Origin of the sequence: Luteibacter rhizovicinus (assembly GCF_004342265.1) — a bacterium.
In the GTDB taxonomy this organism is placed as follows: Bacteria; Pseudomonadota; Gammaproteobacteria; order Xanthomonadales; family Rhodanobacteraceae; genus Luteibacter; species Luteibacter rhizovicinus_B.
This window is the reverse complement of the sequence record NZ_SMCS01000001.1, coordinates 899,880-922,949: the sequence shown is the minus strand read 5'-3', so window position 1 is coordinate 922,949 and position 23,070 is coordinate 899,880. Positions and strand designations below refer to the sequence as shown.

The 23,070-nt window shown below is 62.4% G+C and carries 16 protein-coding genes; 8 read left to right on the top strand and 8 right to left on the bottom strand.

Annotation, left to right across the window (positions count from 1 at the left end):
- Positions 1-4: 4 nt before the first annotated feature.
- Positions 5-1,495, bottom strand: a complete 1,491-nt coding sequence (locus tag EC912_RS04065) for a B12-binding domain-containing radical SAM protein (RefSeq protein WP_132141821.1) — start codon at positions 1,493-1,495, stop codon at positions 5-7.
- Between the two features lie 256 nt (positions 1,496-1,751).
- Here EC912_RS04065 and EC912_RS04060 point away from each other — a divergent pair, with 256 nt between their 5' ends.
- The 4 genes from EC912_RS04060 (at position 1,752) to EC912_RS04045 (ending at position 6,500) form a co-directional block, all read left to right on the top strand.
- Positions 1,752-2,795 carry a serine kinase gene (locus EC912_RS04060; RefSeq protein ID WP_132141820.1) on the top strand — a complete coding sequence of 348 codons (1,044 nt, stop codon included), beginning with the start codon at positions 1,752-1,754 and terminating at the stop codon, positions 2,793-2,795.
- Complete coding sequence (locus EC912_RS04055; RefSeq protein ID WP_132141819.1) at positions 2,795-4,534, top strand: ATP-binding cassette domain-containing protein; 1,740 nt, start codon at positions 2,795-2,797, stop codon at positions 4,532-4,534. The genes EC912_RS04060 and EC912_RS04055 overlap by 1 nt, the downstream gene beginning before the upstream one ends.
- Before the next feature lie 162 nt (positions 4,535-4,696).
- Entirely contained in the window at positions 4,697-5,470 is a 774-nt protein-coding gene (locus EC912_RS04050; RefSeq protein WP_132141818.1) for an SDR family oxidoreductase, read from the top strand.
- 121 nt (positions 5,471-5,591) lie between these two features.
- Positions 5,592-6,500, top strand: coding sequence for a LysR family transcriptional regulator (locus tag EC912_RS04045; RefSeq protein ID WP_132141817.1), 909 nt, complete (start codon positions 5,592-5,594; stop codon positions 6,498-6,500).
- Here EC912_RS04045 and EC912_RS04040 read toward each other — a convergent pair.
- The 3 genes from EC912_RS04040 to EC912_RS04030 all read right to left on the bottom strand — a co-directional run bounded on the left by EC912_RS04040 (position 6,482) and on the right by EC912_RS04030 (position 12,424).
- Positions 6,482-7,654: a CHASE2 domain-containing protein gene (locus EC912_RS04040; protein ID WP_243649128.1), complete on the bottom strand. Its 1,173-nt coding sequence runs from the start codon at positions 7,652-7,654 to the stop codon at positions 6,482-6,484. The genes EC912_RS04045 and EC912_RS04040 overlap by 19 nt on opposite strands.
- Positions 7,655-7,716: 62 nt before the next feature.
- Positions 7,717-9,387 carry a FecR domain-containing protein gene (locus EC912_RS04035; RefSeq protein ID WP_165973498.1) on the bottom strand — a complete coding sequence of 557 codons (1,671 nt, stop codon included), beginning with the start codon at positions 9,385-9,387 and terminating at the stop codon, positions 7,717-7,719.
- 142 nt (positions 9,388-9,529) lie between these two features.
- Positions 9,530-12,424: a PAS domain-containing hybrid sensor histidine kinase/response regulator gene (locus EC912_RS04030; RefSeq protein WP_132141815.1), complete on the bottom strand. Its 2,895-nt coding sequence runs from the start codon at positions 12,422-12,424 to the stop codon at positions 9,530-9,532.
- A 131-nt stretch (positions 12,425-12,555) separates the two neighbouring features.
- On the opposite strand from EC912_RS04030, the gene EC912_RS04025 reads away from it, so the two are divergent.
- From EC912_RS04025 to EC912_RS04015, 3 genes are all read left to right on the top strand, one after another.
- Complete coding sequence (locus EC912_RS04025) at positions 12,556-13,188, top strand: response regulator transcription factor (protein ID WP_132141814.1); 633 nt, start codon at positions 12,556-12,558, stop codon at positions 13,186-13,188.
- Between the two features lie 455 nt (positions 13,189-13,643).
- Positions 13,644-14,003, top strand: a complete 360-nt coding sequence (locus tag EC912_RS04020; RefSeq protein ID WP_132141813.1) for a hypothetical protein — start codon at positions 13,644-13,646, stop codon at positions 14,001-14,003.
- Positions 14,004-14,023: 20 nt separating this feature from the next.
- On the top strand, positions 14,024-14,479 hold the full coding sequence (locus tag EC912_RS04015) for an SRPBCC family protein (RefSeq protein WP_132141812.1): 456 nt from the start codon (positions 14,024-14,026) through the stop codon (positions 14,477-14,479).
- 80 nt (positions 14,480-14,559) lie between these two features.
- On the opposite strand, the gene EC912_RS04010 is transcribed toward EC912_RS04015, so the two are convergent.
- From EC912_RS04010 to EC912_RS03995, 4 genes are all read right to left on the bottom strand, one after another.
- Positions 14,560-14,814, bottom strand: a complete 255-nt coding sequence (locus EC912_RS04010; protein ID WP_132141811.1) for a GlsB/YeaQ/YmgE family stress response membrane protein — start codon at positions 14,812-14,814, stop codon at positions 14,560-14,562.
- 229 nt (positions 14,815-15,043) lie between these two features.
- The gene (locus EC912_RS04005) at positions 15,044-16,168 is read right to left on the bottom strand and encodes a glycosyltransferase (protein ID WP_243649127.1); all 1,125 of its coding nucleotides are present in this window, start codon (positions 16,166-16,168) and stop codon (positions 15,044-15,046) included.
- A gap of 346 nt (positions 16,169-16,514) precedes the next feature.
- Entirely contained in the window at positions 16,515-16,844 is a 330-nt protein-coding gene (locus EC912_RS04000) for a hypothetical protein (protein WP_132141809.1), read from the bottom strand.
- A gap of 10 nt (positions 16,845-16,854) precedes the next feature.
- Complete coding sequence (locus EC912_RS03995) at positions 16,855-21,456, bottom strand: RHS repeat-associated core domain-containing protein (protein WP_132141808.1); 4,602 nt, start codon at positions 21,454-21,456, stop codon at positions 16,855-16,857.
- Between the two features lie 427 nt (positions 21,457-21,883).
- On the opposite strand from EC912_RS03995, the gene EC912_RS03990 reads away from it, so the two are divergent.
- The gene (locus EC912_RS03990) at positions 21,884-23,065 is read left to right on the top strand and encodes an efflux RND transporter periplasmic adaptor subunit (RefSeq protein ID WP_132141807.1); all 1,182 of its coding nucleotides are present in this window, start codon (positions 21,884-21,886) and stop codon (positions 23,063-23,065) included.
- Positions 23,066-23,070 lie beyond the last annotated feature (5 nt).

Sequence of the window (23,070 nt, the reverse complement as noted above, 5' to 3'; positions counted from 1 at the left end):
CGGTCTAGAGCAGCGTCAAGGCGATGCTCTGCCTTGCCATCGGAGGAGACATCGTGGGCTCTTCGCTGCGATGCGCGTGCTCGCAGGCGATCAGCGCATCCCAGCGCGCATCGAGCGCGGTAAGCTCCTGCCGACGACGTTCGGCCGATTCGCCGGTTTTCGCCTGTTGCAGATTGACCTGTTCGTGCAACAGGTCGCGCACGCGGCGGTAGAAATCCGAGTCGTAGGCGCCGCGGAACATCATGGACAGGTCGGCGCTGTCGCGCCAGTTCGTTTTCTTGCCCAACTGCGCCTTCACCTCGTCGTAGAACTTCGTGCCCGGCAGCGGATAAGAGACGCTGACGCCGACATCGTCCGGCGCGGCTTGCGCCACCAGCGCGCGCGTTGCCAGCAGGTCGTCGAGTTCCTCGCCCAGGTAGCCGAGCTGGATGAAGAAGCCCACGCGGATGCCATGCTCGCCGAGCCGTTCCCGGGCCGCGATCAGATCGGGCACCTTGGTGCCCTTGGTCATGCGGTCCAGTACGCGCTGGCTGCCGCTCTCCGCACCAATCCAGGCTTCGGCGCAACCGGCCAGCGCCAGCGCGGCGACCATGCGTTCGCTGGCGAGGTCGGCACGGGTCTGGATCATGAAGGGAACGGAACCATCGGACGCGCGCAGATGCGCGGCGAACTCGGTGACCCAGTCGACATGAAAGCCGAAGATGTCGTCGGCCATCCAGATGTGATCGGGCGCGAACGTGTGCTTGAGGTAGGTCATCTCGGCGGCCACGTCTTCGGCGGGGCGCTGTTTATAGTGATTGCCCCAGATCGGCTTGGCGCACCAGTTGCAACGGAACGGACAGCCGCGCGAAGCGGCCATGTTGAGGCTGAAGTAGCCATGCCGTTCGTGCCAGAACGTGCGGTAGCGGTCCATGTCGACCAGGTCCCAGGCAGGACGGCCGACCAGTCGTGCATCGGGCGGGATCACGCCGACGCGGGTCAGTTGTATCTGTCCCTGCACGCGCGTGGCAACGCCGGGAACGCCAGCGACCCACTCGGGCGTGTCGAGGCCGGGATCGCGTTCGAGCCGGCCGCTCAGTTCGACCAGCGCGGCGATGCCTTCGCCGACCAGTACGGCGTCCGCGCCCGCGGCGAGGAAAGCCTCCGGATGATCGGATGCATCGGAACCTGCGACGATCACGCGAGCGCCATAAGCGCGCGCTTCGCCGATCATCCGGCAAGCCGCCTCACGCATGCGGCCGAGGCACATTTTGGTGAGGAAGTTGAAGTTGTCCTCGTAGATCACGACCAGTTCCGGACGCGCGGCGTGCAGGGCGCCTTCGTGATCTTCCACGCCGTCGGCGAGCATCGCGTCGAACAACGACACCTCGTGCCCCATTTCCCTGAGCAGGGCCGCGACCTGAATCGTCGCGAGCGGGGGATACGGCTTGCCGCGTTCCCACTGCTTCCGGTCGTAGCGAAGGAAGTAGGAGTGGCCGACCTGAATCTTTAGCATCTCGAAGGAGCCTCGATCGTCATCATGGGGAACGCGACGGCATCGATCCCGATGTCTTTCGCTGATTGCCCGTGAGTGCCGGGGTAGGGACGATCGGTTGCCTCGCATGGAAAAAAGATGGCTCGTCGCGGATGTGCGATGGGGCATAGCCAAGCGCAACCTTTCCCGTGTGTGCGGGCACTTACTGGCTACATGTCCGGAGGATTCGTGACTTCGCGTCGCGCCGCCGGATCGGCTCACCCTTCGATCGACGACGATGGCCCCGACTACGCAACACGACATCGGCGACGCCGGTGCCGATCCGTTTCATGAACGATCCGCTCCGCCGCTCACTGTCCGCAAGGACATACTCGGCGGCCATTTCCATTTCGAAAGCGCGAGCGAAGCATTGCTGCGACTGGTCGAGGCGGCTTATGGCGGGCTGCCGCCGCAACGGCGCTATGCGGCGCCGCCGATGTTTCATGTCGAGCTGCGTCTCGTGCCGCGACAGACGGATCGCTCCGTCGACGAACCGCCGCCGGTGCGCACGCAATCCGGTGCGGGCTTGCTGTGTGGCGTCATGGATGCGTCGAACTATGTGCTGGTCTCGCCCGGACAACGCCGCGCGCTCGTGGTGGTGTCCGAGGACATGTTGAGCCATCCCTACCATGTGCGTTACGAACTCATCGAATTCGCGGTGTTCCTGCTGGCGGCGCGCGGGATGGATCTGGTGCCGCTGCATGGCGCCTGCGTGGGCAGGGAAGGGCGGGGCATCCTGCTGCTCGGCGCCAGTGGTGCGGGCAAGTCGACGCTGGCACTGCACAGTCTGCTGCAAGGGATGGATTTTCTCGCCGAGGATGCCGTCTTCGTGCAGCCGGACAATATGCTCGCCACCGGTGTCGCCAATTATCTTCATGTCCGCGACGACGCACTGCGTTTCGTCGACGACAAGGAAACCCGTCGCTGGATCGGCGAATCGCCGGTGATCCGTCGTCGTAGCGGCGTCGAGAAGTTCGAGGCTGACCTGCGCCTCGGTCGGGGCCGGTCCGTCGCCACTCCCATGACACTGATCGGCGCCGTTTTGGTGTCGAACCGGATAGCGGACGATCCCGATGCGTTACTGAGCCCGATACCCCGGCACGAGATCGCCGGACGGCTGTCCGCCGATCAGCCGTATGCGGCCGCGCAACCGGGCTGGCGTCGCTTCGAACAGGAGATGATGCGCATGGGTATGCATCGACTGCTTCGTGGACGGCATCCGCGCGATTCCGCCGATGCGTTGCTGACGCTGCTGTCGCCGCGCCGCGTGGCGAGCGCGTGATGGCGACGGTCGATACGTCGACCGCGAAGGACACCGGGCAAGGGCCGTTGCGATCCCTCGTGCGCTCGCTCGCAGGCGACGACCTGATCGAGACAGCGATCTATGTCGCGCTGTCCCTGGGCTCGGCACTGGCCGGCAGCCTCGCCGCAGTGCTGCTGGTGCCGCTGGTCCAACCGGGGCAACCGCTGCCGTTCGGCGGTGGACTGTTCGATCTGCACGGACGGGCCGGCACGCAGGTCATGGTCTTCGTTATCGCAACCGTGGCGTTCGCATTGCTACGCTGGCAGACGGCGCGACTCGGTGCGCGTCTGGTCGGACGCTACGGCATGAATCTGCGGCGCAGCGTTCATGCCCGCCTGATCGATGCACCGCTGGCGTCGCTGGCGGATGCGACGTCCGCGGAGATCGCCAATGTCCTCACCTACAACGTCGAGATCGTCGTGCAGGGTTACAGTGCCTTGCAGCAGCTATTGGTAGCCGGGATCACCGCTGCCGTCAGTCTGGCGTTCGCGTTCTGGGTATCGCCGCCATTGATGCTGGCGGCACCCGTGCTGATGGTCGTCGGTCTGCTTGCTTCGCGTGTCTTCGGTCGCGAGCAATCGCGGGTAAGCCGGCAGTACGTCGCGGATATGACCCGGCTGTTCTGGCACAGCGAGGATTTCCCACGGCGCTTGCGCCACGTCCGTTCGTTCGAACGCGAGAGTGCGGAGAAAGCGAGTTATGGCGCGATCTCCGCCGGGCTTTGCGATGGCTACGCGCGACAGCTGGAACTGGTGGCTTCCGGACGCTTGCTGCTGGAACTGCTGGCGGCGGCGGGTATCGCCGGCGTCTTCGTCCTCGCGCAGCGCTGGCACGGCATCGATTCGGCGTCGCTGATCGCGGTGTGCCTGCTGCTCGGGCGCCTGCTGCCTTACCTTGTCTCGACCCGGCAGAGTTTCCAGCAACTGCGCTCGGCGGCGCCAGCGTTCGAACTATGGCAGCGATATATGCGCCTGGGCACGGCGCATGCGTCTGCCGCGTCACCGCCCGAGACGACCGTGGTCGGCACGCTACGGATAGACCGCTTACGGGTGCTGCCGCCGCTCGCCGGACTGGATGTCGTCGACCTGATGCTGGTACCGGGCGAGATGACCCTGATATACGGCGACTCCGGCATCGGCAAGAGCAGTCTGGTCGACGTGCTGGCGGGCATGGCCCCGCCCGAGCGGTTCGAGGCATGCGTCGACGGCCGGCCCCTCGATTTCGACGGCTATCGGCAGTTGGTGAGGAACGGTGCCTACGTCAGCCAGAACGTCAGGCCATGGCAGTCTTCCGTCCGCGAAAGCCTGCTATGGGCAGCGCCCGAGGCCAGCGACGCAATGTTGCGAAACGCGTTGCTGGACGTCGGTCTCGATGCCCGGCTTGCTCGTTCGGAGCATGGTCTCGACACGTCGCTGGACCGTGCCTCGAGCCGGCTATCGGGTGGCGAGTTGCAACGTCTGATGCTGGCCCAGGTCATGCTGCGGCAGCCGTTCATCGCCGTACTGGACGAGGCCACCAGCGCACTCGATGCGGCGTCGGAGAGAGCCGTGCTGGCCACGATGAAACGTCGCATGCCACGCACGATCCTGATCGTCGTCTCGCACCGGGTCGACGTGACAACGATCGCGGACCAGGTACTAACCATCGGCGGCGAGCCCGCCACGACGGTCGTTACCAGGACCACGAGTGGAAGACAGGTCGTCGAAGCGCGGCGATAACGTATTCGCTATCGTTTCTTCGCGCATGGCGGCTATGGCACGCCTTTGATTTCCCCTCTGCGATTGGATCTGTTTTCTGGATAATCCATCCCGATCGGGATAGCTGATCCTCCGGACATTGCCACCTAGACTCGGATCTCCGCTCACGCACTGGAGATTTACATGGCAGACCATTCCATCAAAGGCAAAACCGTTCTTATCGCAGGCGGTGCCAAGAACCTCGGCGGACTGATCGCTCGCGACCTGGCAGGACAGGGCGCGAAAGCCGTGGCCATCCACTACAACAGCGCCGCCAGCAAGGCTGACGCCGACGTGACCGTGGCGGCTCTCCAGGCTGCTGGCGCGCAAGCGGTGGCTATCCAGGCCGATCTGACGACGGCCGGTGCCGTAGAAAAGCTGTTTGCCGACGCCATCGCGGCGGTGGGTAAGCTGGACATCGCCATCAACACCGTCGGCAAGGTGCTGAAGAAGCCAATCACGGAAATCAGCGAGACCGAATACGACGATATGACAGCGGTCAATTCCAAGACCGCCTTCTTCTTCCTCAAGGAAGCCGGCAAGAACCTCAACGACAACGGCAAGATCGTCACCGTGGTGACTTCACTGCTGGGCGCATACACGCCGTTCTATGCCGCCTATGCAGGCACCAAGGCGCCGGTCGAGCACTACACCCGCGCGGCCTCCAAGGAATTCGGCGCACGCGGCATCTCGGTGACCGCGGTCGGGCCGGGCCCGATGGACACGCCGTTCTTTTATCCCGCCGAAGGCGCCGATGCGGTGGCGTACCACAAGACGGCCGCGGCGCTCTCGCCGTTCAGCAAGACGGGCCTGACGAGCATCGAAGACGTGGTGCCGTTCATTCGCCATCTCGTCAGCGACGGTTGGTGGATCACTGGCCAGACCATCCTCATCAACGGCGGATACACGACCAAGTAAGCCATCTCGGCCACAGGCTCCAGGGACGCTGTCGCATGCGGGGAGGCATCGGAGCATTATTTGCCGGTTGATCGCTCCGGCATCGGTGCCTCAGCCCAAAAGATCTGTGTCAAAGGACCCCATGGACAGACTTGATCAGTACCGCGTCTTCATCCAGGTTGCCGAGATGGGCAGTTTCATCAAGGCGGCCCATGTGCTGGATATACCGCGCGCTTCGATCTCCGCCGCCATCCAGCAGCTGGAAACGACCATGGGCGCGCGCCTGTTGCATCGAACGACGCGACAGGTGCGGTTGACCACCGATGGGATGCAGCTGCTGGAGCATGTGCGCCGGTTCCTGACCGATGCGGAAGAGATCGATCAGTTGTTCCATGCGAGCCAGCGCAAAGTCTCGGGTCGCCTGAGCGTGGACATGCCCAGTCGTATCGCCCGTCGCCTGGTTGCCCCGGCGTTGCCGGGCTTGCTGCGCCGGTATCCACGCCTGCAGCTTGCTTTGGGTTCGACCGACCGCGTCATCGACCTGGTGCACGAAGGCGTGGATTGCGCTGTGCGTTTCGGCGTGCTGCAAGACAGCAGTCTGGTGGCTCGCCCGCTAGGACAGATCGCTCTCATCAACTGCGCGAGCCCGGAGTATCTGCGCGAGCATGGCGTACCGGCGGATCCCGGCGACCTGGCCAAGAAACATTGGTCGGTCGGATACGCTTCGCCGACCACCGGGCGGGAACTGCCCTGGGAATTCCTGGTCTCGGGACGGGAGCAGCAACTGCCAGCGCCCAGTCGCGTGATTGTCAACAATGCGGAGAGCTACATTGCCTGCTGCGTAGCGGGCCTTGGATTGATCCAGATCCCGCGCTTCGATGTGCAGCATCTCCTGGAAAGGGGAGAGCTTGTCGAAATCATGCCGGAGTTTCGCGCGGCCTCCATGCCGGTGTCGCTCATTTATCCCCATCGTCGCCAGCGTTCGCGTCGGCTCAATGCATTCATCGAGTGGTTCGAGGCCTTGATACAACCTCATCTCGAAGCGTTGTGACGATCCCTGAACTTTCGCAGCGCCGAGAAGACACCCAAACCGACAGCCATGACGATCACGCAGCTCAAGGGAGGCCACCACCATCCCACCATCCGCAAGAGTGCAACGCTCGTTCCGAAACATGCGAGCAGGGCGACCAGGGCAATCGTCCACATCTGACGAAATCCGGGCAGACCGTAGAGCAATAGTGGCAACGTCAGCAATGCCGCACCGACGACGAACTGGCTCGTGAAATTCAATGGCGTCAGCGTGCTGGCGTTCTCGACGGATTCGAGAAGGTTGGCCTGATACTCCACGCCGGGCATGCGCTCGTCGCCACCCGAGGCCGAGGTGTCCAGCAGGTCGCCAAGTCCCGAGGCCGTGGCGCCGACGAATACCCAGCGTCCCTTGAGTAGCTCGGGCGAGACATGGCCCTCCAGCACGTCGACGTAGGAGACCTGGTCGAAGCTACCGGCCGGTCCGGCGAAATGCAGCAGGACATAGTCGTCGCGCATCCATTGGTAAGGCGACTCTGTATCCGTATCCGGCCTGTGCAGGCTGGGTAGTACTGGCTTTTGCGTTTCCCGGTCCATGTCATAGACGACGAGGGCGAGGGCCGGCCAGTACGGGCGCCCCAGACCAGCTTTCAGGTAGGCGCCACGAATGACACCGTCGTCGTCCTTGGCGGCATCGACGTGACCGAAGGCAGATGCCTCGCTGGCGATCTCCTGCGTGGGCAGCATCTCTTCCAGCGTTCCACCAAGTTCGGCGGCTTCGGCGAACACTGGCATGGCAACGTGCCCGTTTCGACGAATGGCCTGCGCGAGCGCGCGATCGTTTTCCGGGTGATTGATGTCGGGCTCGGCCATGGTGATGTCGATACCGACACCGCGAACGCCTGCATCGGTGAGGCGATCGAGCAACCGGGCATGCACTGCGCGCGGCCACGGCCAATTGCCGAGCCTGGACAGACTCTTCGCATCGATCGCCACAATCACCACGGCGTCGCCGGTCCGATACGACCAATGATGCATATGCAGATCGTAGAACGTGTTGTCGAGTCGGGTGGCCGCGCCGCTCGCCATTATCAGGGTGAGCGAGGCGACACCGATCATCCAGATCAGCACACGCCCGAGTACGGCGAGCGAATCTACGACGGGCTGATCAGAACGCATCGTCGACTGCCGCGGCATCGGCGGGGTTCCATTCGTCAGTTCGGCTACCGCGGTTCATGGCGTCAAAGTATCAACCACAACAACGATGCCCCGCCGCCTGCCGCGGCCCAGCGGCACGCCATGCATGGAATGCGCGTCTTCTGCACCGAGCCCCAGGGTCCGGCATAGCCGTCGGTGTCGATGGTTCGCACCCGTACATACCATTTGCCCGACGACAGGTTCTTGAGGTCGATTTCCGGTTTGTCGAGCGTGGTATCCACTTCCGGCTGGGCGAACTCCGGCTGACGCGCCAGTTGCACGTTATAGCGCTGATCCGGGTTGCCCGCGGGCCAGCTCAGCACCAGATCGCCATGCGAGTGTTTAGGTTCGCCGGGCACGGGAGCGGGCGGCTCGGATACCAGGTCGAAGGGAAGTGCGTGGGTGTAAGGGCCCACTTTGCCGGTGTCGTCGCGGCTGGCGATGCGCCAGTAGTAGCGTCCAAGAGGCAGCGAATGCGGCGGACGAACGTCGCTGCCCGTCACCTGAGGCTGTTCGGCCAGCAGATGTTCGAACGCGGAGTCGCTGGCCAGCTGCCAGGTGTAGGACGCTGCCTGCTGGCTTTCCGTCCAACGGAATTGCGGTCGGGTATCGCGCACCCGGGTATCGGGTTGTGGCGACACGATCAGCGGCGGCTGCGGATGGCTGTCGATGGTGACAGCGGAGCAGGTGGCGTCGAGGCCTTCGAGCTGGCCTGTACCGACACCGCGCACACGAATCGCGTAGATGCCATCGCTCAGGTCGGGAATGACCGCATGAGCGTCGTCGACAACGCGGTCCATCAGCAGGGCCTCGAATTTCGCACTGGACGCTACCTGCACGCGGTAATGCTGCGCGCCATCCAATGGCTGCCACTGAAACTCGTAGGGAAATTGATTGATGGGTGCTGTCGGACAGGACAGTGCCGGCGTGGGAAGCAGCGATTGCGGTTGTCCCGGAGATGCGCCCCCGGCGGTGGCTACGCCGAGCCCCGTCTTCACCAGCACATGCCGTCTGTCGTTGCCGACGTCGACCTTGCCGGAGGTCACCTCGGTCCGTGCCGCGTCGGTCTCCGGATCGGCGATCACGCGAAAGTGGGTGCCGCGCACGCTGGAAATCGTGCCCGGGGTCGACACACTGAATCGCGCGGCGTTCCCGCTCATGGGAATAACGTCGCTGTTGATGCGCCCACGCTGCAGACGCACGCGCGTGTCGACCATGCCGGTGTTTCCGTAGGCGCTAAGCCGATCGAGCGCGAGTTCGCTATTGCTCTGCACGAGAATGCGCGAACCGTCCGCGAACTCCAGGGTGAGGCTGGTATCGCCCTGGGTCACCAGGGTAGCGCCATAACCGAACGACATGGCCTGCGTCACGGGCACGGCTTGCGCGGTGCCGGGCAGGGTGGCGGTGGCATTGCCAATGACGGCGATCACCTTGGCCCTGGCGGGTTCCAGTCGCAGCCACGCCACCGGAATATGCAGAGTCATACCGGGCGGCAGATGAAGCGGATCGGCGACTTTGTTGTAGTCCTGGAGTTTCTGCCAGGGGATATCCGGTTTCAGATAATGCCCGGCCAGATCCCAGATCGTGTCGTTGGGACGTACCCGGTAGTTCCAGTCGGCAACCGGCGCGGCAAATGCCGGAGCGAAAGCGATAGCAAGCAATGCAGCAAACAACCAGCGGCCAAGCTGGGACCGCCCCCAAACCCTGTGTGTCATAACCTCATTCCTGTTGCGCCCCCAGACGCTCGTCCGCTCGATCCCTGCAGACGCGCCGAACCATCCGGATTCGACAAGCCTGATGCGGCGTAAATATTTTGCCATTGTCGTGGAGTCTCAAGGAAATAGCTAATTGACTTGTCTATTCAGCTAGTTGGCTATTCAGACTTGAGAGCAGGGCTTCCACTTCCAGGGCAAAACCGGGCAAGCGCGAGAGAGCTTCGTTCGCCCGTTCCGTATGCAGGGACTCAAGCAACTGTTTGCCCTGGCTCAGCAATGCGCCATCGTTAAACAGTTGCAGGGCGCCGAGCAGACGATGCAGGCTCAAGGACGCCGCCGCCGTATCGTCCATTTCGACGCAACGGCGGAGTTCAAGCAGGTCGTCGCGACTGGCACTGGAAAAGGCCTGCAGCATTTCGGCGTGCAGGCCAGACTCCCCGTTGCCACCCGTCAGGCTGGCCAGCTGTGTGGCGTCATAAGCGTTGGATACGTGGGAACGTGAGGATGCCGGCTGTTCCGGCAGCCATTGGCTGATTTTCTGGCTGAGCGGAAGCAGTTGCAGCGGCTTGCTCAGGACATCGTCCATGCCGGCGTTGCGGACGCGCACGGCTTCCCCGGCCAGCGCATTGGCGGTCATGGCGATGATGGGAAGGCGTCGTTGGCTACCGATCTCCGCTTCGTGCTGGCGCCATGCCGTGGCGAGTTCGTATCCGCTCATCAAGGGCATGTTGCAGTCGGTGAGCAGCATCGCGTATTCGTTTCCGCTGAGGGCTTCGAAAGCGTCGCGACCGTTGTCCACCACTTCGCAACTCAAGCCGAGGATCGCCAGCTGGCGAAGGATCAGCTTCTGGCTCACCGGATGGTCTTCGGCGACCAGGATGTGCCCGCGATCGGCCGGCACACCGGTCAGGGACAAGAGCAGCGGATCGGCGTCCGCTATCCCACCGGAAGAGAAGCGCGCATCGTTTTCCGGCGACGTGTCGTCGCGCAGTTCGAGTACGACAAGGCAGGCGCGCACCAGCGACTGCCACTTCAGCGGGTTCGCACTGAGGAACAACCGTTCGTCTCTCACCGTCGAAGGACCTGCATCGCCGGTGACGGCAATGACATGGGCACTGATCCGGGTCTCGCTGTCCTTGTCGGCGGGGTCGACAAACAGCAAGCTCGCTGCCATGCCTTCGCGCAGCGATTGCGATGGCATGGATTGTTCCACCGTCATGCCCAGAGACTTCAGGTGCTCGCTCAATGCCGCGGCCGTTTCGGCCGAGCCGATCCGCACGACCGCATGGCGCCCGTGCAGTCCGGCGGGTGCGATGACTTCTCGCCGTACCACGGGCAGGCGGACTTCGAACCCCACCGTCGTTCCCACTCCGGGTTCGCTGCTCAGCTCGACCGAACCGTCCATGAGCTCGGCCAGATGGCGGCAGATGGCAAGGCCCAGCCCGGTGCCGCCATAACGCCGGCTGGTCGAGGCCTCGGCTTGAGTGAACGGATTGAACAGCGTGGCCTGCTTCTCTTCTGGAATACCGATGCCGGTATCCGTGACGCTGATGCGCAGGTGCTGGTGCTCGTTGTCGTCGCCAAGCACGACCATGCGCACCGCAATACTGCCTCGTTCCGTGAATTTGATGGCATTGCTCAGCAGGTTCAACAGAATCTGGCGCAGACGGACGCTGTCGCCGCGCAACGTGCCGGCGACGGTGGCATCGATCGCTATATGGACGCCAAGGCCTTTCGTCTGCGCGCGCGCCGCCATCACACTGATGACGTTGTCGACCAGTACGCGCGGATCGAATAGCGTTTCATCCAGCCGGAGATCGCCCGCTTCGAGTTTGGAAAAATCCAGAATGTCGTTCAGTACCTGCAGCAATACGTCCGCCGAATCCTCCACGGCACGTAACAGTTCACGCTGCTCGGCATCGATCGGCGTGCGTCCGAGCAATTCCAGCATCCCGATCACGCCATTCATCGGCGTACGGATTTCATGGCTCATCGTGGCCAGGAAATCCGCTTTCGCCTTCGAGGCGCGCTCGGCGACATCGCGCGCAATGCGCAGGGCTTCGTTGCGCGCGTTGAGTTCGGTGGTGTCGATGAAGTAGCCGATCAGCCGTACGCTTCCGTCTGGCAACGGCTGCGGTGCAAGCGTGGCGTGGATCCAGCGCAGGCCGTCGCGGCCGAAAGCACGGAAATCGAGCGAGCGTTGCTGCAGTCCGGCGGTGGCGGGAGAGATCAGGCGACCGAAAGCGGCAATATCGTCGGGATGAATACGGCCCTGCAACGGACGTTCCTGTAGCACGTCGCCCATTCCCAGGAGATCCGCCAGTTCCAGCCCGAACAAGGCACGCACGTCGCCTGCGGCAAACGTGAGGTGACGCACCCCCTGAGTGTCCTTGAGGATGGTGAAGACCACCACGGGGATTCGCTGGACGATGTCGCGCAGGCCCCGGTCGGTGATCCGGGCCGCGCGTTCCGCGTCGCGAAATTCCGTAATATCGATAAGGATACTGATCGAACCGACGGGGCCGCCGCTCTCCGCGAGGATCGGACGATTCCATATCAGGGCCTGACGCGATATGCCGTCATCGGCTGTGTAGTCGATCTCGCGAGGTTCGTGTCCATTTGCTGTCTCGCCGAAGCCTTCGGCCAGAATGGCTGCCGTCATCGCCTCGGCGGCGGCAGGGTGCTGCCGGTAGTACGCATTCGTGCCGACGATGTGCCCATTCAGGCCATGGATGACCACGGACGCTGGCAATGCGTCCAGGGCGCCTTCGGAAAACGAACGTTGGGTGAGGAGTTCCGCATGCAGGCGCTTGACCTTGCTTACCTGGGCTTGCAGCAGCCAGGCAAGACCCAACGCCACGACCGCCACCAGGATCAGTAGCGCCGCCAGCACGAGCGTAGTGGCGGAGATGGGGGTCGCCTGGTTGTCGACCCAGGCGGCTCCGTACAAAGCTTCGAAGGCAGCGATCCCGGGCAACGGATGGGGTAGCGTGGTCGGCATATCGCTCCTCGGCGCCGCGGTGCTGACTGAGTTCATGGCAGGCCTTGCTACGCGTTCATGTTACTGTTGCCGCCGTTCGAGCACAAACCATGCCGTGTGCGCGAATGTATACGCGGCCATGGGCGGTTGAGTTGCGGGCTAACGTAAGCCGCACGATGAGGTGCGCAGTGCGGGTCATTATTTCCGACGATCATCCCGTTGTCCTGATGGGGCTGAAAGCAGCGCTGCAAAGTTACGGGGACAAGTTCCGCATCGTCGGCGAAGCGCGCAACGGCCAGGAGCTGGTCAGCTTGCTGTCACGCGAGCCCTGCGACCTGCTCATCACCGATTTCTCCATGCCGGACGATCAGCTCTCCGAGGACGGCCTGTCCATGTTGGCCGGGCTACGCAAAAGCCATCCGCAGCTTTCCATCCTCGTACTCACCATGCTCAGCAATCCGGCCCTGGTGCAAGGCATGCTTGCGGTCGGGGTGAGTGGCGTCGTCGACAAAATGGCGATGACCAGGGAGTTGATGCTTGCGATCGACGTCATCTGCGCGGGACGCATCTATCTCAGCGAACGCACGCGCAAACAGATCGAAGAAGCCGTGATGGTCAGCGACGAGCCGGGCTCGATGTCGCCACGCGAGGCCGAAGTGGTGCGATTCCTGGCCCAGGGCCTGACTGTCTCCGAAATCGCCCGCCGCACCGGGCGTAGCGTGAAAACCGTCAGCCAGCAGAAGCGCGACGCCATGCGCAAGCTCGGTCTGGACGGCGACAAGCAGTTATACGACTACGCCCGCTCCAACGGCCTGCTCTAGAAACCAATCCAGACGGCTCCACGCGAGAATCCACAGCCGTTCCCACATGGCTGCCGGGACGGCTTTGCCGTGCGGCTTTGCCGGTCGTTCCGGAAAGTCGGGCGAGTGAAAAGTCACTATTTAGATTGTCTAGGACTTTTCTGATTCAAAACGCGATGCCAGTCGCCCAAATTACGACCACGAGATGTGACGGCATTGCGCTCCCTGGCCGGACCAGGATTCCAGGCACGTCACACAGCAGGTTTCCGCGTACCAGGGACGTGTATGTGTCGGCGATTACGTCGGCGGCAGTCAAGCCCGTGTTTGCCCCCATAGGGCTTGGCTGTCGGGATCTAGTTGTTACTGAAGGGGGCTGGGCATACGAGATGAGGACGTCACAACAACACTTCTTGCGCACGGCTGATGCCATCGCGGAGTCCAGTCATACTGATCCGGCCCAGCCGGCGAGGCCACCTATGCCTCTCCCCGTACGTACGGGATTGCCCCTGCATCGCAGTTCATTGCTCGATGTGCTGCGTCGCATCGAAAGCCATCTCAGTCTCAGTCCTTCGCCTGCGCTGGATGCCCGGGAAATGGTTATGAGGCGCGACCTCCACGACCTGGTGACCGCCGTCGACCCGGAAGACGCCGTTTCGTTGGCCGAAGTCCGCTTACCTGTGTTGCGTCGGATTCTGCTGGCGGAGTGGGGCGAGGCGGCCCTGGGCGATTATGCCTCGCTCGTCATGCTGCGTTCGGTGGACCGCCTGGTTGCGATGGATCCGAGAATGCGCGATCTGCTGCGTCGGGCCGTGGTAGCGCTGAAACATTCGACTTGAGCGCTCCGTCGGTATTTCGTATGAGTATTTCCTTCGAGAAGAGCATGTTCGTGCCCCGGTCGCCGGAGCAGGTTTTCGACATGCTCGACGATTTTTCGGTCACGCCGAAGTGGCTGGACCGGTGCATCCGCTTTCAGAAACACCAGCCAGGCCCGAACGAGGTCGGCGACGCGGTGCGTTATGTGTATCTGGATGGATTGCGCCTTGGCGTGATGGAAGGAATCATCACGGCGCGCTGTCGCGCGGAGCATCTGAGTTGCCAGTACGCCGACCGGAAGATGACGGTGAGCATTGCCTTTCGTATGCGGCCGCGTGGTCCGGGCACATATCTCACCCATAACGTCGACATCCTGCCCAAGGGATTCCTCGCCAGGCTGATGGCGCCGCTGATCCGGCGAACGTTATCGGCACAGACGACATCCGCCATGGTCCGGTTGCGCGACTGCCTCTTGCATATCCCTCTGCATCATTCCTGAGTGTCATGCTGTCGATCCGATCGGTGGCATGCGGAAAAGCGCCGGCAAGATGCCAGCGCTTCCGTAACGCCGCTATCGACTCAGGCCCGTTTGAACAGGCGTAAGACAAACAGCAGCACCACCGCACCAACCGTCGCGGTAATGATCGAGCTGATCAGGCCACCACCAAGGGTGATGCCTAAGACACCGGCCAGCCAGCCGCCGATAAATGCGCCGACAATGCCGACGATAATATCGACGATCAGGCCGAAGCCGCCCCCTTTGACCAACAGTCCAGCCAGCCAGCCGGCCAATGCGCCGATGATCAACCATACAATGATGCCGTGTGCTGCCATTGCCAGAGACTCCGTGAAGGTACCGGTGGGCGAAACGGCCGTCGGCCGAAAATCATTGAATGGACGACGGGTATGTATGCGGAAGTATGCACGGGCTACGGTCACGATAGCGCAACGCCGGGCGTCACCAGTTTAGGCCGCGCGCGTCAAAAGCTCATTCAGACAATTCCTATCGAAGTCATGGTCCGGACCGGGGATTTAAAAGTCGCCATCTTTTGCACTGCAGCATCTATTTCTCGACAGACATAATTCGCTCTATGGCCGAGACTGCATCGACCAGGCCGTCCTCGGCATGCATCTTTTCACCCAGCGCGCGTGCCCGTAAACGGACGGTCTCGGTCTTCGCAAACGCGATGGCGTCGGCGATTTTCACGGCATCCGGATGCTTTCCACTAACGGCAGCCGCCGTCACGCCGGCTTGCCGCAACCGGTCGGCCCAGAAGAACTGATCGCCGGCGAATGGCACGACGACCGAAGGAACGCCGGCTCGTGTCGCGGAATGGGCGGTACCGGAACCACCGTGGTGAATAACCATCGATGTTCTGGGAAATAACCAGTCATGAGGTGTTTCGCCGATCTCGAAAATGTTTTCAGGTAACTCCGCCGTGTTCACGCCGCTCCAGCCAGGCTGGAATAATGCCCGGCGGCCGGCGATGGCATTCACGATTTCTTTCAGCATTCGTGGGCGGTCGAAACCCGCCATGCTTCCGAACCCGATATAGATCGGCGGCTCGCCCGACGCGAGGAAATCGCCGAGCGATTGCGATGGCGACCATGCCTGCGAGGGCAGGGACCATTGGCCGCACAGGCGTGCATTCACGGGCCAGTCGTGAGGGGTGGGCAATAGGCTGGGCGACACACCGTAGAGCATGGGGTGCTCAGTCCAAAGATTTTTCCGGGCAGGCAAGTTGCACACAACCGACCGGGCCTCGTTCGTTGTCTTGCGAAAGGCACGCCAGAGGAGGCCATTCACGAACTGGTGGCTTGCGCGATTGAGCAGACGCGGAACCATTCGGGGCGGCAGGAAGGGGGATGGAAATGCCGCCGTCGGAGTGATGGGAATCATGCCGGCACCGATGGCTTTCACGCCAAGGTATTCGGCGGCCGACAAACCCACGAACGCCGCCAGACCGGCGACAATAATGGCATCGCAATCCTGTGCGGTCGCTACGATCTGCCTGAGCCACGCCTCGGCATTGACGTTGGCAATGCGCGCGAGGGCGCTCGCTGTGCCGGTGAACCGGCCACCTTGCTCGACGACAGGTTGCAGGGCGCCCTTGATGTCCCCGGCCATCGCCGTCGTCGGCACGCCAAGCGCGTTTGCGCTGCCTAACGTAGCGGCGTCGGCAAGCAATCGCGCTTCGTGCCCGGCATCCATCAGCGCCCGGCACAGTGCCGCGAGTGGGCGTGTATCGCCCTCCGTTCCATAAGTCACGACAGCCAGTTTCATGATGATTTTCCATGCTTGCGCGTTTGCGGCGAGGCCGTGCCCGATCGCCCGCTTATGCCACGAGATCGGACCGGCGTCCGTTAAGGATCATCTGATCAAGACTGCGATTGCCGCTTACGAAACAGGAATTCACTTGGAAGCGCTCCAACGCCTCCTACGCCTGCATAGGGGCTTCTTCGAGAGGACTTCCATGATCCAGTTAACGTTCTTGGAGTGGCTGTCCATCACCATCTGAATGTCGAAACGACGATCACTTGCCGTACCACTTCCGTATCAGTTTCCGGCCAGGGAGGTCGATGAGATAGTGTCGCTCGGTAACATGCTCTTCATCGCCCGTGAAGAGTTCGTTGGCGGATAACTGCCTTCCGACTAACGTTACTTCGGTTCCCGACGTGCCCCGCTTGACCGAAAAGCGGTAGGCATTGAGATCACATCCGTCGGATTTGCAGGCCTCGATAGCACGGAAGACAGCTTGAGAGGATTGATAGTCCAACTCATAATCCTCGCCCATTGCACGGACAGGTGATGAGGCGGTGCCGACCAATATCAGCAACGCAAATACTCGGAAGTTCGTGTCCATAATCTGCCTCCTACCTTTTCATTGCACTGGTTTTTCCCGTTGCCGGGTCGTACTGCTGATAGGTTCCACCTGGAGTGGAAAGATAAGATTTCCACCCAGGAAAGAGGCCATTGGCAACTTTGCTGTTATCCATATCCGTCTTTGAAAAGTTGTCAGAATTGTACTCGTCGTCAGCGGCAGAGCTGACAGGAACGGGTTTTCCGTCTGGTCCATGCTTCGCATACGATCCATGCGTATGGTAGTCACCGTCCTCAACCCCATCCTCGGGCATTCGCTTTAGACCTTCGGCGAAGGCTTTTACATGGTCTCCTATGCCCGGAGCTGGTTCGGTGGCATAGAAGCAGCCGTCCTTCTTATATGTCAGCCCGCCGTATTCGCGATTTGAGCTTATCGACAATGCGTTGATATAGGACAGGGCGTCGAGTGCGGCCGCCCCCGGAGTGGGAAAGGGGTCGCCTGGCTTGTTCCCTAGCAAGTCAAAATATCGAAGCGGCGAACTCGCTGCATAAGCATAGGTATCTGTTCCCCCCGCGAGCCCAAGGGCATCGCTTTGAATGTAGCGACCCGTTGCCGGCTCATAGTCACGGCGGACGTTGTAGTTGAGTCCGGACTCGGCATCGAAGTATTGCCCTGGGAAGCGCAAATTCAACGTATAACCACCGTTCGACGTTGGCGATACCTCGCCAAATGGATTGCTCTTCAGCGCCCAACTCCACAGCGTGGCACCACCGCTGTCGGTTACAGCGCGCGGCGTGTTCAACGCATCGGCATGGATGAACGTGACGGAGGCACTATCGACCACGCCGACCAGCACGCTATCCATCCAGACGTAATCACGAGGCGCCGTTCCGTATTCGCCGAGCAACTGGCCGACATCGCCGTACGCGAAGCGAAGCGGGGTCGTTCCGACCGTTTTGGCGACGCGCTGCCCCAAGGCGTTGTAGGTATACGTACCCACCGTCGCGCCGCCCTGCTGAGCCACCGTCAGCCGCCCCCGGCCATCGTAGCCATAGCCCCATGCGACGCCTGCGACCACGCTGCCTGTGGTCGAGCCGTTGGCATCGTAGGTTCGCGAAGCTGTGCCGATCGCCGTCAGCCAATGGGTGCCACTTTGATAACCATAGGTCCCGGTGGCCAGTCCCGGCGCGCTCTTGCTCAGGCGATCACCCGTCTTGTTGTACGTGTAGGCCTCAATGGCGTTGCCGGCGGCATCGTTGATGGCAGTCAAACGGTACAGCGCGTCATATCCGTAGGTCTCGGTCGAGGGGTTCGCGCCGGCCGTGTCGCCCAAGGCCGTGATGTTGCCCGCCGCATCCCGGACGAAATGCAGGTTCAAGGCCGGACTGGTGACGTCCGTCACCTGGTAATTCGCGTCGTACGTGCGAGCGACGACCTGCCCGTTGCCCAGCGTATAGGAGGCCAGGGGGCCAAACGGTAGATACGTCGCGGCGGTCACCACCGGAGTGGCTGTTCCGTTGGCCGGCGTCACTTTTACCGAGGTGATCTGTCCCAGGGCGTTGCGGCCGTATTCGGTCACCGTGTCGCCCGGAGTGGCGACGGCCGTCACCCGCCCGGCGCGGGTATAGACCGTGCTGGTGGTGTCGGTCACCGTCCCTTGCGTCTGCCGCCGCTCGGTCACCCGTCCCTGAGCGTCATAACAGTAAGTCGTGGTCACCGCCGACTCGACGATGCGGGTCAATCGCCCCACTGCATACGAGCCGCTGCACCCCGTGACGCCGTCGGCCTCGTCGAAATGGTAGGCCACGTTGAGCCGGGTATCGTCGTAGCTATCTACCGTCGTCCGACCCAAGGCATCGTAGGCATGAGTCACCGTCACCCCTTTCGCATCCACCTGGGTGAGGGCGTTACCGGCCACGTCGTACGTCGCCGTTCGGGTGCCTGTATCCGGACTCTTCTGCGAGGTAGGGTGACTCAGTCCATCGAACCCATAGGTCGTCGCGAGGTTGTCCGGATCGGTGACCTGGGTGAGCCGATCCAGTACGTCGAGGGTAAAACGACTGGTCGCCTTCGCCGTGCCCGCATTTGTGCCGTTCACATCGGCGACGCGGCTGGCCAGACGGTTCAGGGCATCGTAGGTATCGGACTGCTGCGCCCCATTGGCTCCCGTGTAGTTCATCAGGTTGCCGTTGCCGTCATACGCATTCGCTGCCGAGGCGTCGAATACGACCTGGCCCTTGCCATCCATGGTGCGCATGAGTTGGCCCAGCGTGTTGTACGTCCGTGAGACCGACCAGGTCACCGTGCCCTGGGTGTCGAGGAGTTGTTCCTTGGTGCGATTACCGGCGGCGTCGAGGGTGTAATGCAGGTGGCTGCCGGCAGCGTCGGCGACATCGATCAGACGATGGGCGTCATCGTAGCTGTAGGTGACAAACACGCCGTCCGGGTCCGTCACCTTGTGTAGCAATCCGGTGACTTCGTAATCCAGTTGCGTCGTGGCGTCGTCCGCAGAGGTGCTGCCGTCGGCTTGTGCGCGAACCGTGAGGCGCGTCGGCCACCCGCGCACGTTGTAGGTGATGTCGTTCAACACCCCGTTGGCGTCCCGGCGTCGGACCACGCGACCGGCCTTGTCATAGGTCAGGATCGTCGCGGTATGCCCCAGAGCGTCGGCGATCGTATAGAGGTCGCCTGCGCGGTGGCAGGCCCCGCCCGCCGTGCCGCATCCGCTCTCATCATCGGTCAGGTAATAGCGGTTCATCGTGACATCGGCAATGTCGGTCCGAGGGCCATCCACCGACAGCAGCAGGTTGGCGCGCGGGCACCGCGTCGTGTCGATTGCGTCGCAGTAGGTGTAGCGGGTCTGACTGACACCCGCCGGGGCATTCGCCTGCGCCCCGCAGGCGTAGCTCGTGGCGACGGACGCATCGAAGTCGCACTCGGCCGTCACCTGATGGCGGTCGTTGTAGTCCCACGCCTGGGAGCGAACGAGCGTGCCGTCCTTGGCTTTGACGGTCCGGGTCAGCGGTACGCGGGCCGGCACGTCCCAAGTCGTCTCGGTGGTGCGCTGTGCGGGTGTATCGGAGGCCTCGACCTGCTTGGTCGGCAGACCATCGGTCTGGCCATAGGTCGTGTAGATGACGTTGTTGTTGAAATCGTTGTACTGCGTGGGATGACCGGCATAGTCGTAGCTCACCAACTTCCAGGGCTGTGCGCACGACGGTCCGCAGGGTTGGCTGCTGTCCCGGATTTGCCCACGCCCTAACGGCAGGCTGAAGCTCAGCACGGTCACCGCTCCCAGGGTTCCTGTCATGGTGGTGCCGTTGATGCCCGCCTCATAAAGGTAGGACAGCGTCAGACCATCGGCTCCGCCGGCCTTCGCTGACGTGGTCACACGACCTTGCGCATCGTACGTGGTGGTCTCCAGACGAACGCCGCGCTCATCGATCGACCCGGTCATGGCCAAGGGCCAGTTGTGGTTACCGGTCTTGTCCGCCTCGTTGTAGAGGTAGCGCTTCACCGCCCCATCGGCATAGGTGACCGAGGACAACACGGCACCACTGCTATCAAAACCATAGGTCACCCCCGCCCCATCCGGAGTGGTCAGGGTCTGTAGCCGGCCTTGCGCGTCGTAGGTGAAGTGCAGCGAGCGCCCATTGACGTCCGTCACAGCAATCAACAGGTTGGGCTTGGGAGCGACGGTGATCGGTGTCGAGGCGTCGCTGTAGATGGTCGCATAGAGTACCTGGCCCGTACGCGCGTCCGTGACCTGGTTCAGTCGGCCATCGGCAAAATAGGTTTCAGTCTGCTGAATGTCGGCCAGGGTCAGGGTATAGGCGATCGCGTTGCCGGCCGCGTCGTCGGTCTCGCTGAAGAGATTCTGGGTGTCATAGTCATTGAACCAGGTCGTGCCGGTCGAGGGCCGCCGGAATTGTGCGGAACTGCCATCGGGCCGGTAGGCCACAATGATCGTGGCCCGGCCGCCATTGGTATTGGCCGGATAGAGTTCGCGTTGAAACGAATGGCGCCAAGCCAGTCCCAGTGGCCGGGCGAACAACCCTTCGCCGCCGACGCTGTTATAGAACCGGCGAAACGTGAGATAGCCATCGGGCGCCGTGTAGTCGGTGTCCTGCTCGTACTTGTTGCCCGTGCCCACGTTGACCGGGTCGTTCTTCAACGGCGATCCCGGCGCGGGACCGCTATCGCTGCCGTTGCCGCCGCTGCAATCGCAAGCGCCCCGGTTCCTCCCCACGTCATAGCCGCGATATGTGGCGCTGATATGGATCTCGTCGTTGAAAAAGTTGCTGTTGCAATCCGCATTCCAATTGGATTGGCCGTCGCGGTGACTGACCAGGGTAAAGCTGTTGTCGTCGGGAAAGCTGTAGACGATGACCTGACAGGTCCACGGCCCTGCGGGCTTGCTGTGCTCCTGCAGGTACGCCTTCGCCTGCTCAACCGCTTCGGAGGCTGATGTCGCCGAATGGTCGGTCCACTTGCCCGTCGGGTCGTCATACGTCTGGTAGGTGTACGGACCGCTGTATTGCGAACCGGCAAACGCGTGTGGCACCAAGCCCAGTATCAGCACCAGACACAGCCCCCATCGAAACCTGCTGAAGCGATGACCGAAGCCCTTCACGCGACCGGTTAGCGTAGACATCCCTGAAGTTCCTTGTGACGGGGCACTTTTCTGCCGCCATCGTAAGAAATTTCTCAAGCATCCATTGTCAGGACAAGCCAACGCGCTTTGTAGGAAAGTACCTACAAGTCTGGACAGGGTGCCGTTGGGCGCCCTGTCCGGCCAGGGCTGGGGAACCTACAGCGTGGCCCGCTTCGGTGAGCGGCGCTACGTTTGAGGCTAGCAACCTTTCCTCGCGGAGCCTCCCCAACAGCCGGAATGACGAACGGCAGGGGCGCTGCCTGCGGCTTCGGCGCACGATCTCGATATCCCTAACCCTCTGTTGTTCTGACCTTTCTCTACCCGTGCCATTAGTTTAGTTGACTAATACGGGATTACGGTTCAATAATGAGAACGGTCATTCATTTTTCCATGTCGCACACCCCAGGCGGTCTGGTCGAGGTTCCCCATGTCTCCCCGAAATATTCCGACGCGCCTGATTCCGGTGTGCGTCCTGACGGCTGTCGCACTGGCCCTGGCTAGCTGCAAAGGCGGCCATACCGAACAGCAGCAGGGCGGTCCGGTGCAGGTCACCGTGGTCACGCTCAAGCCGCAACCCGTTACGGTGACCCGCGAATTGCCGGGGCGCACCAGCGCTTATCTCATCGCCGAAGTGCGGCCGCAGGTGAATGGCGTTATCAAGCAGCGCCTGTTTACCGAAGGAGCCATGGTGAAGGCGGGACAGCCGCTATATCAGCTGGACGACGCGGTCTATCGTGCGGATAACAACAACGCCAGGGCCAGTCTGGCCAAGGCAAAGGCCACGCTGTATTCGGCGCAGCTCAACGCCAGGCGCACCACCGAACTGGCCCGCATCGACGCGGTGAGCAAGCAGGACGACGAGAGCGCCACCGCCACCTGGCGTCAGGCCGAGGCCGATGTGGCCGCGGCCCAGGCGACGGTCGAAAGTACCGGCGTGACGCTCGCCTTCGCACGCATCGTGTCGCCGATCAGCGGCCGCATCGGCAAATCCAGCGTGACGCAGGGCGCGTTGGTCACGGCCAATCAGGCCGATCCGATGGCGCGGGTGCAGCAGCTCGATCCGATCTTCGTCGATGTCACGCAGTCCAGCGGCGAGCTGCTGCAGCTGCGCAAGCAACTGGCCGCCGGCACGCTGAAGGAAAGCAATGGCACGCCGGTGAAGATCCTGCTTGAGGATGGCAGCCGCTATCCGCTCGACGGCAAGCTGGAGTTCGCCGACGTCAGCGTAGATCCCACCACCGGCAGCTTCGCGCTGCGCGTCATCGTGCCCAATCCCGAGCATGCGTTGCTGCCCGGCATGTATGTGCGCGCCGTACTCGACAAGGGCACCAACGCGCAGGCTTTGCTGGTGCCGCAGGCCGGTATCTTGCGCGATCCCAAGGGCGGCGCTACCGCGTTCGTGGTGGACAAGGATGGCAAGGCCGCGCTGCGCGACGTGCAGGCCACCCGCACCATAGGCGACCAGTGGCTGGTGGAGAGCGGCCTGTCGGCCGGCGACAAAGTCATCGTGGAAGGGTTGCAGATGGTCCAGCCCGGCGCGGCGGTACACGCCACCGAGGCGGGTACCGCGCCTGTAGCGGCTGCACAGACAGCCAAAGCCCCCCACTAAGGAAC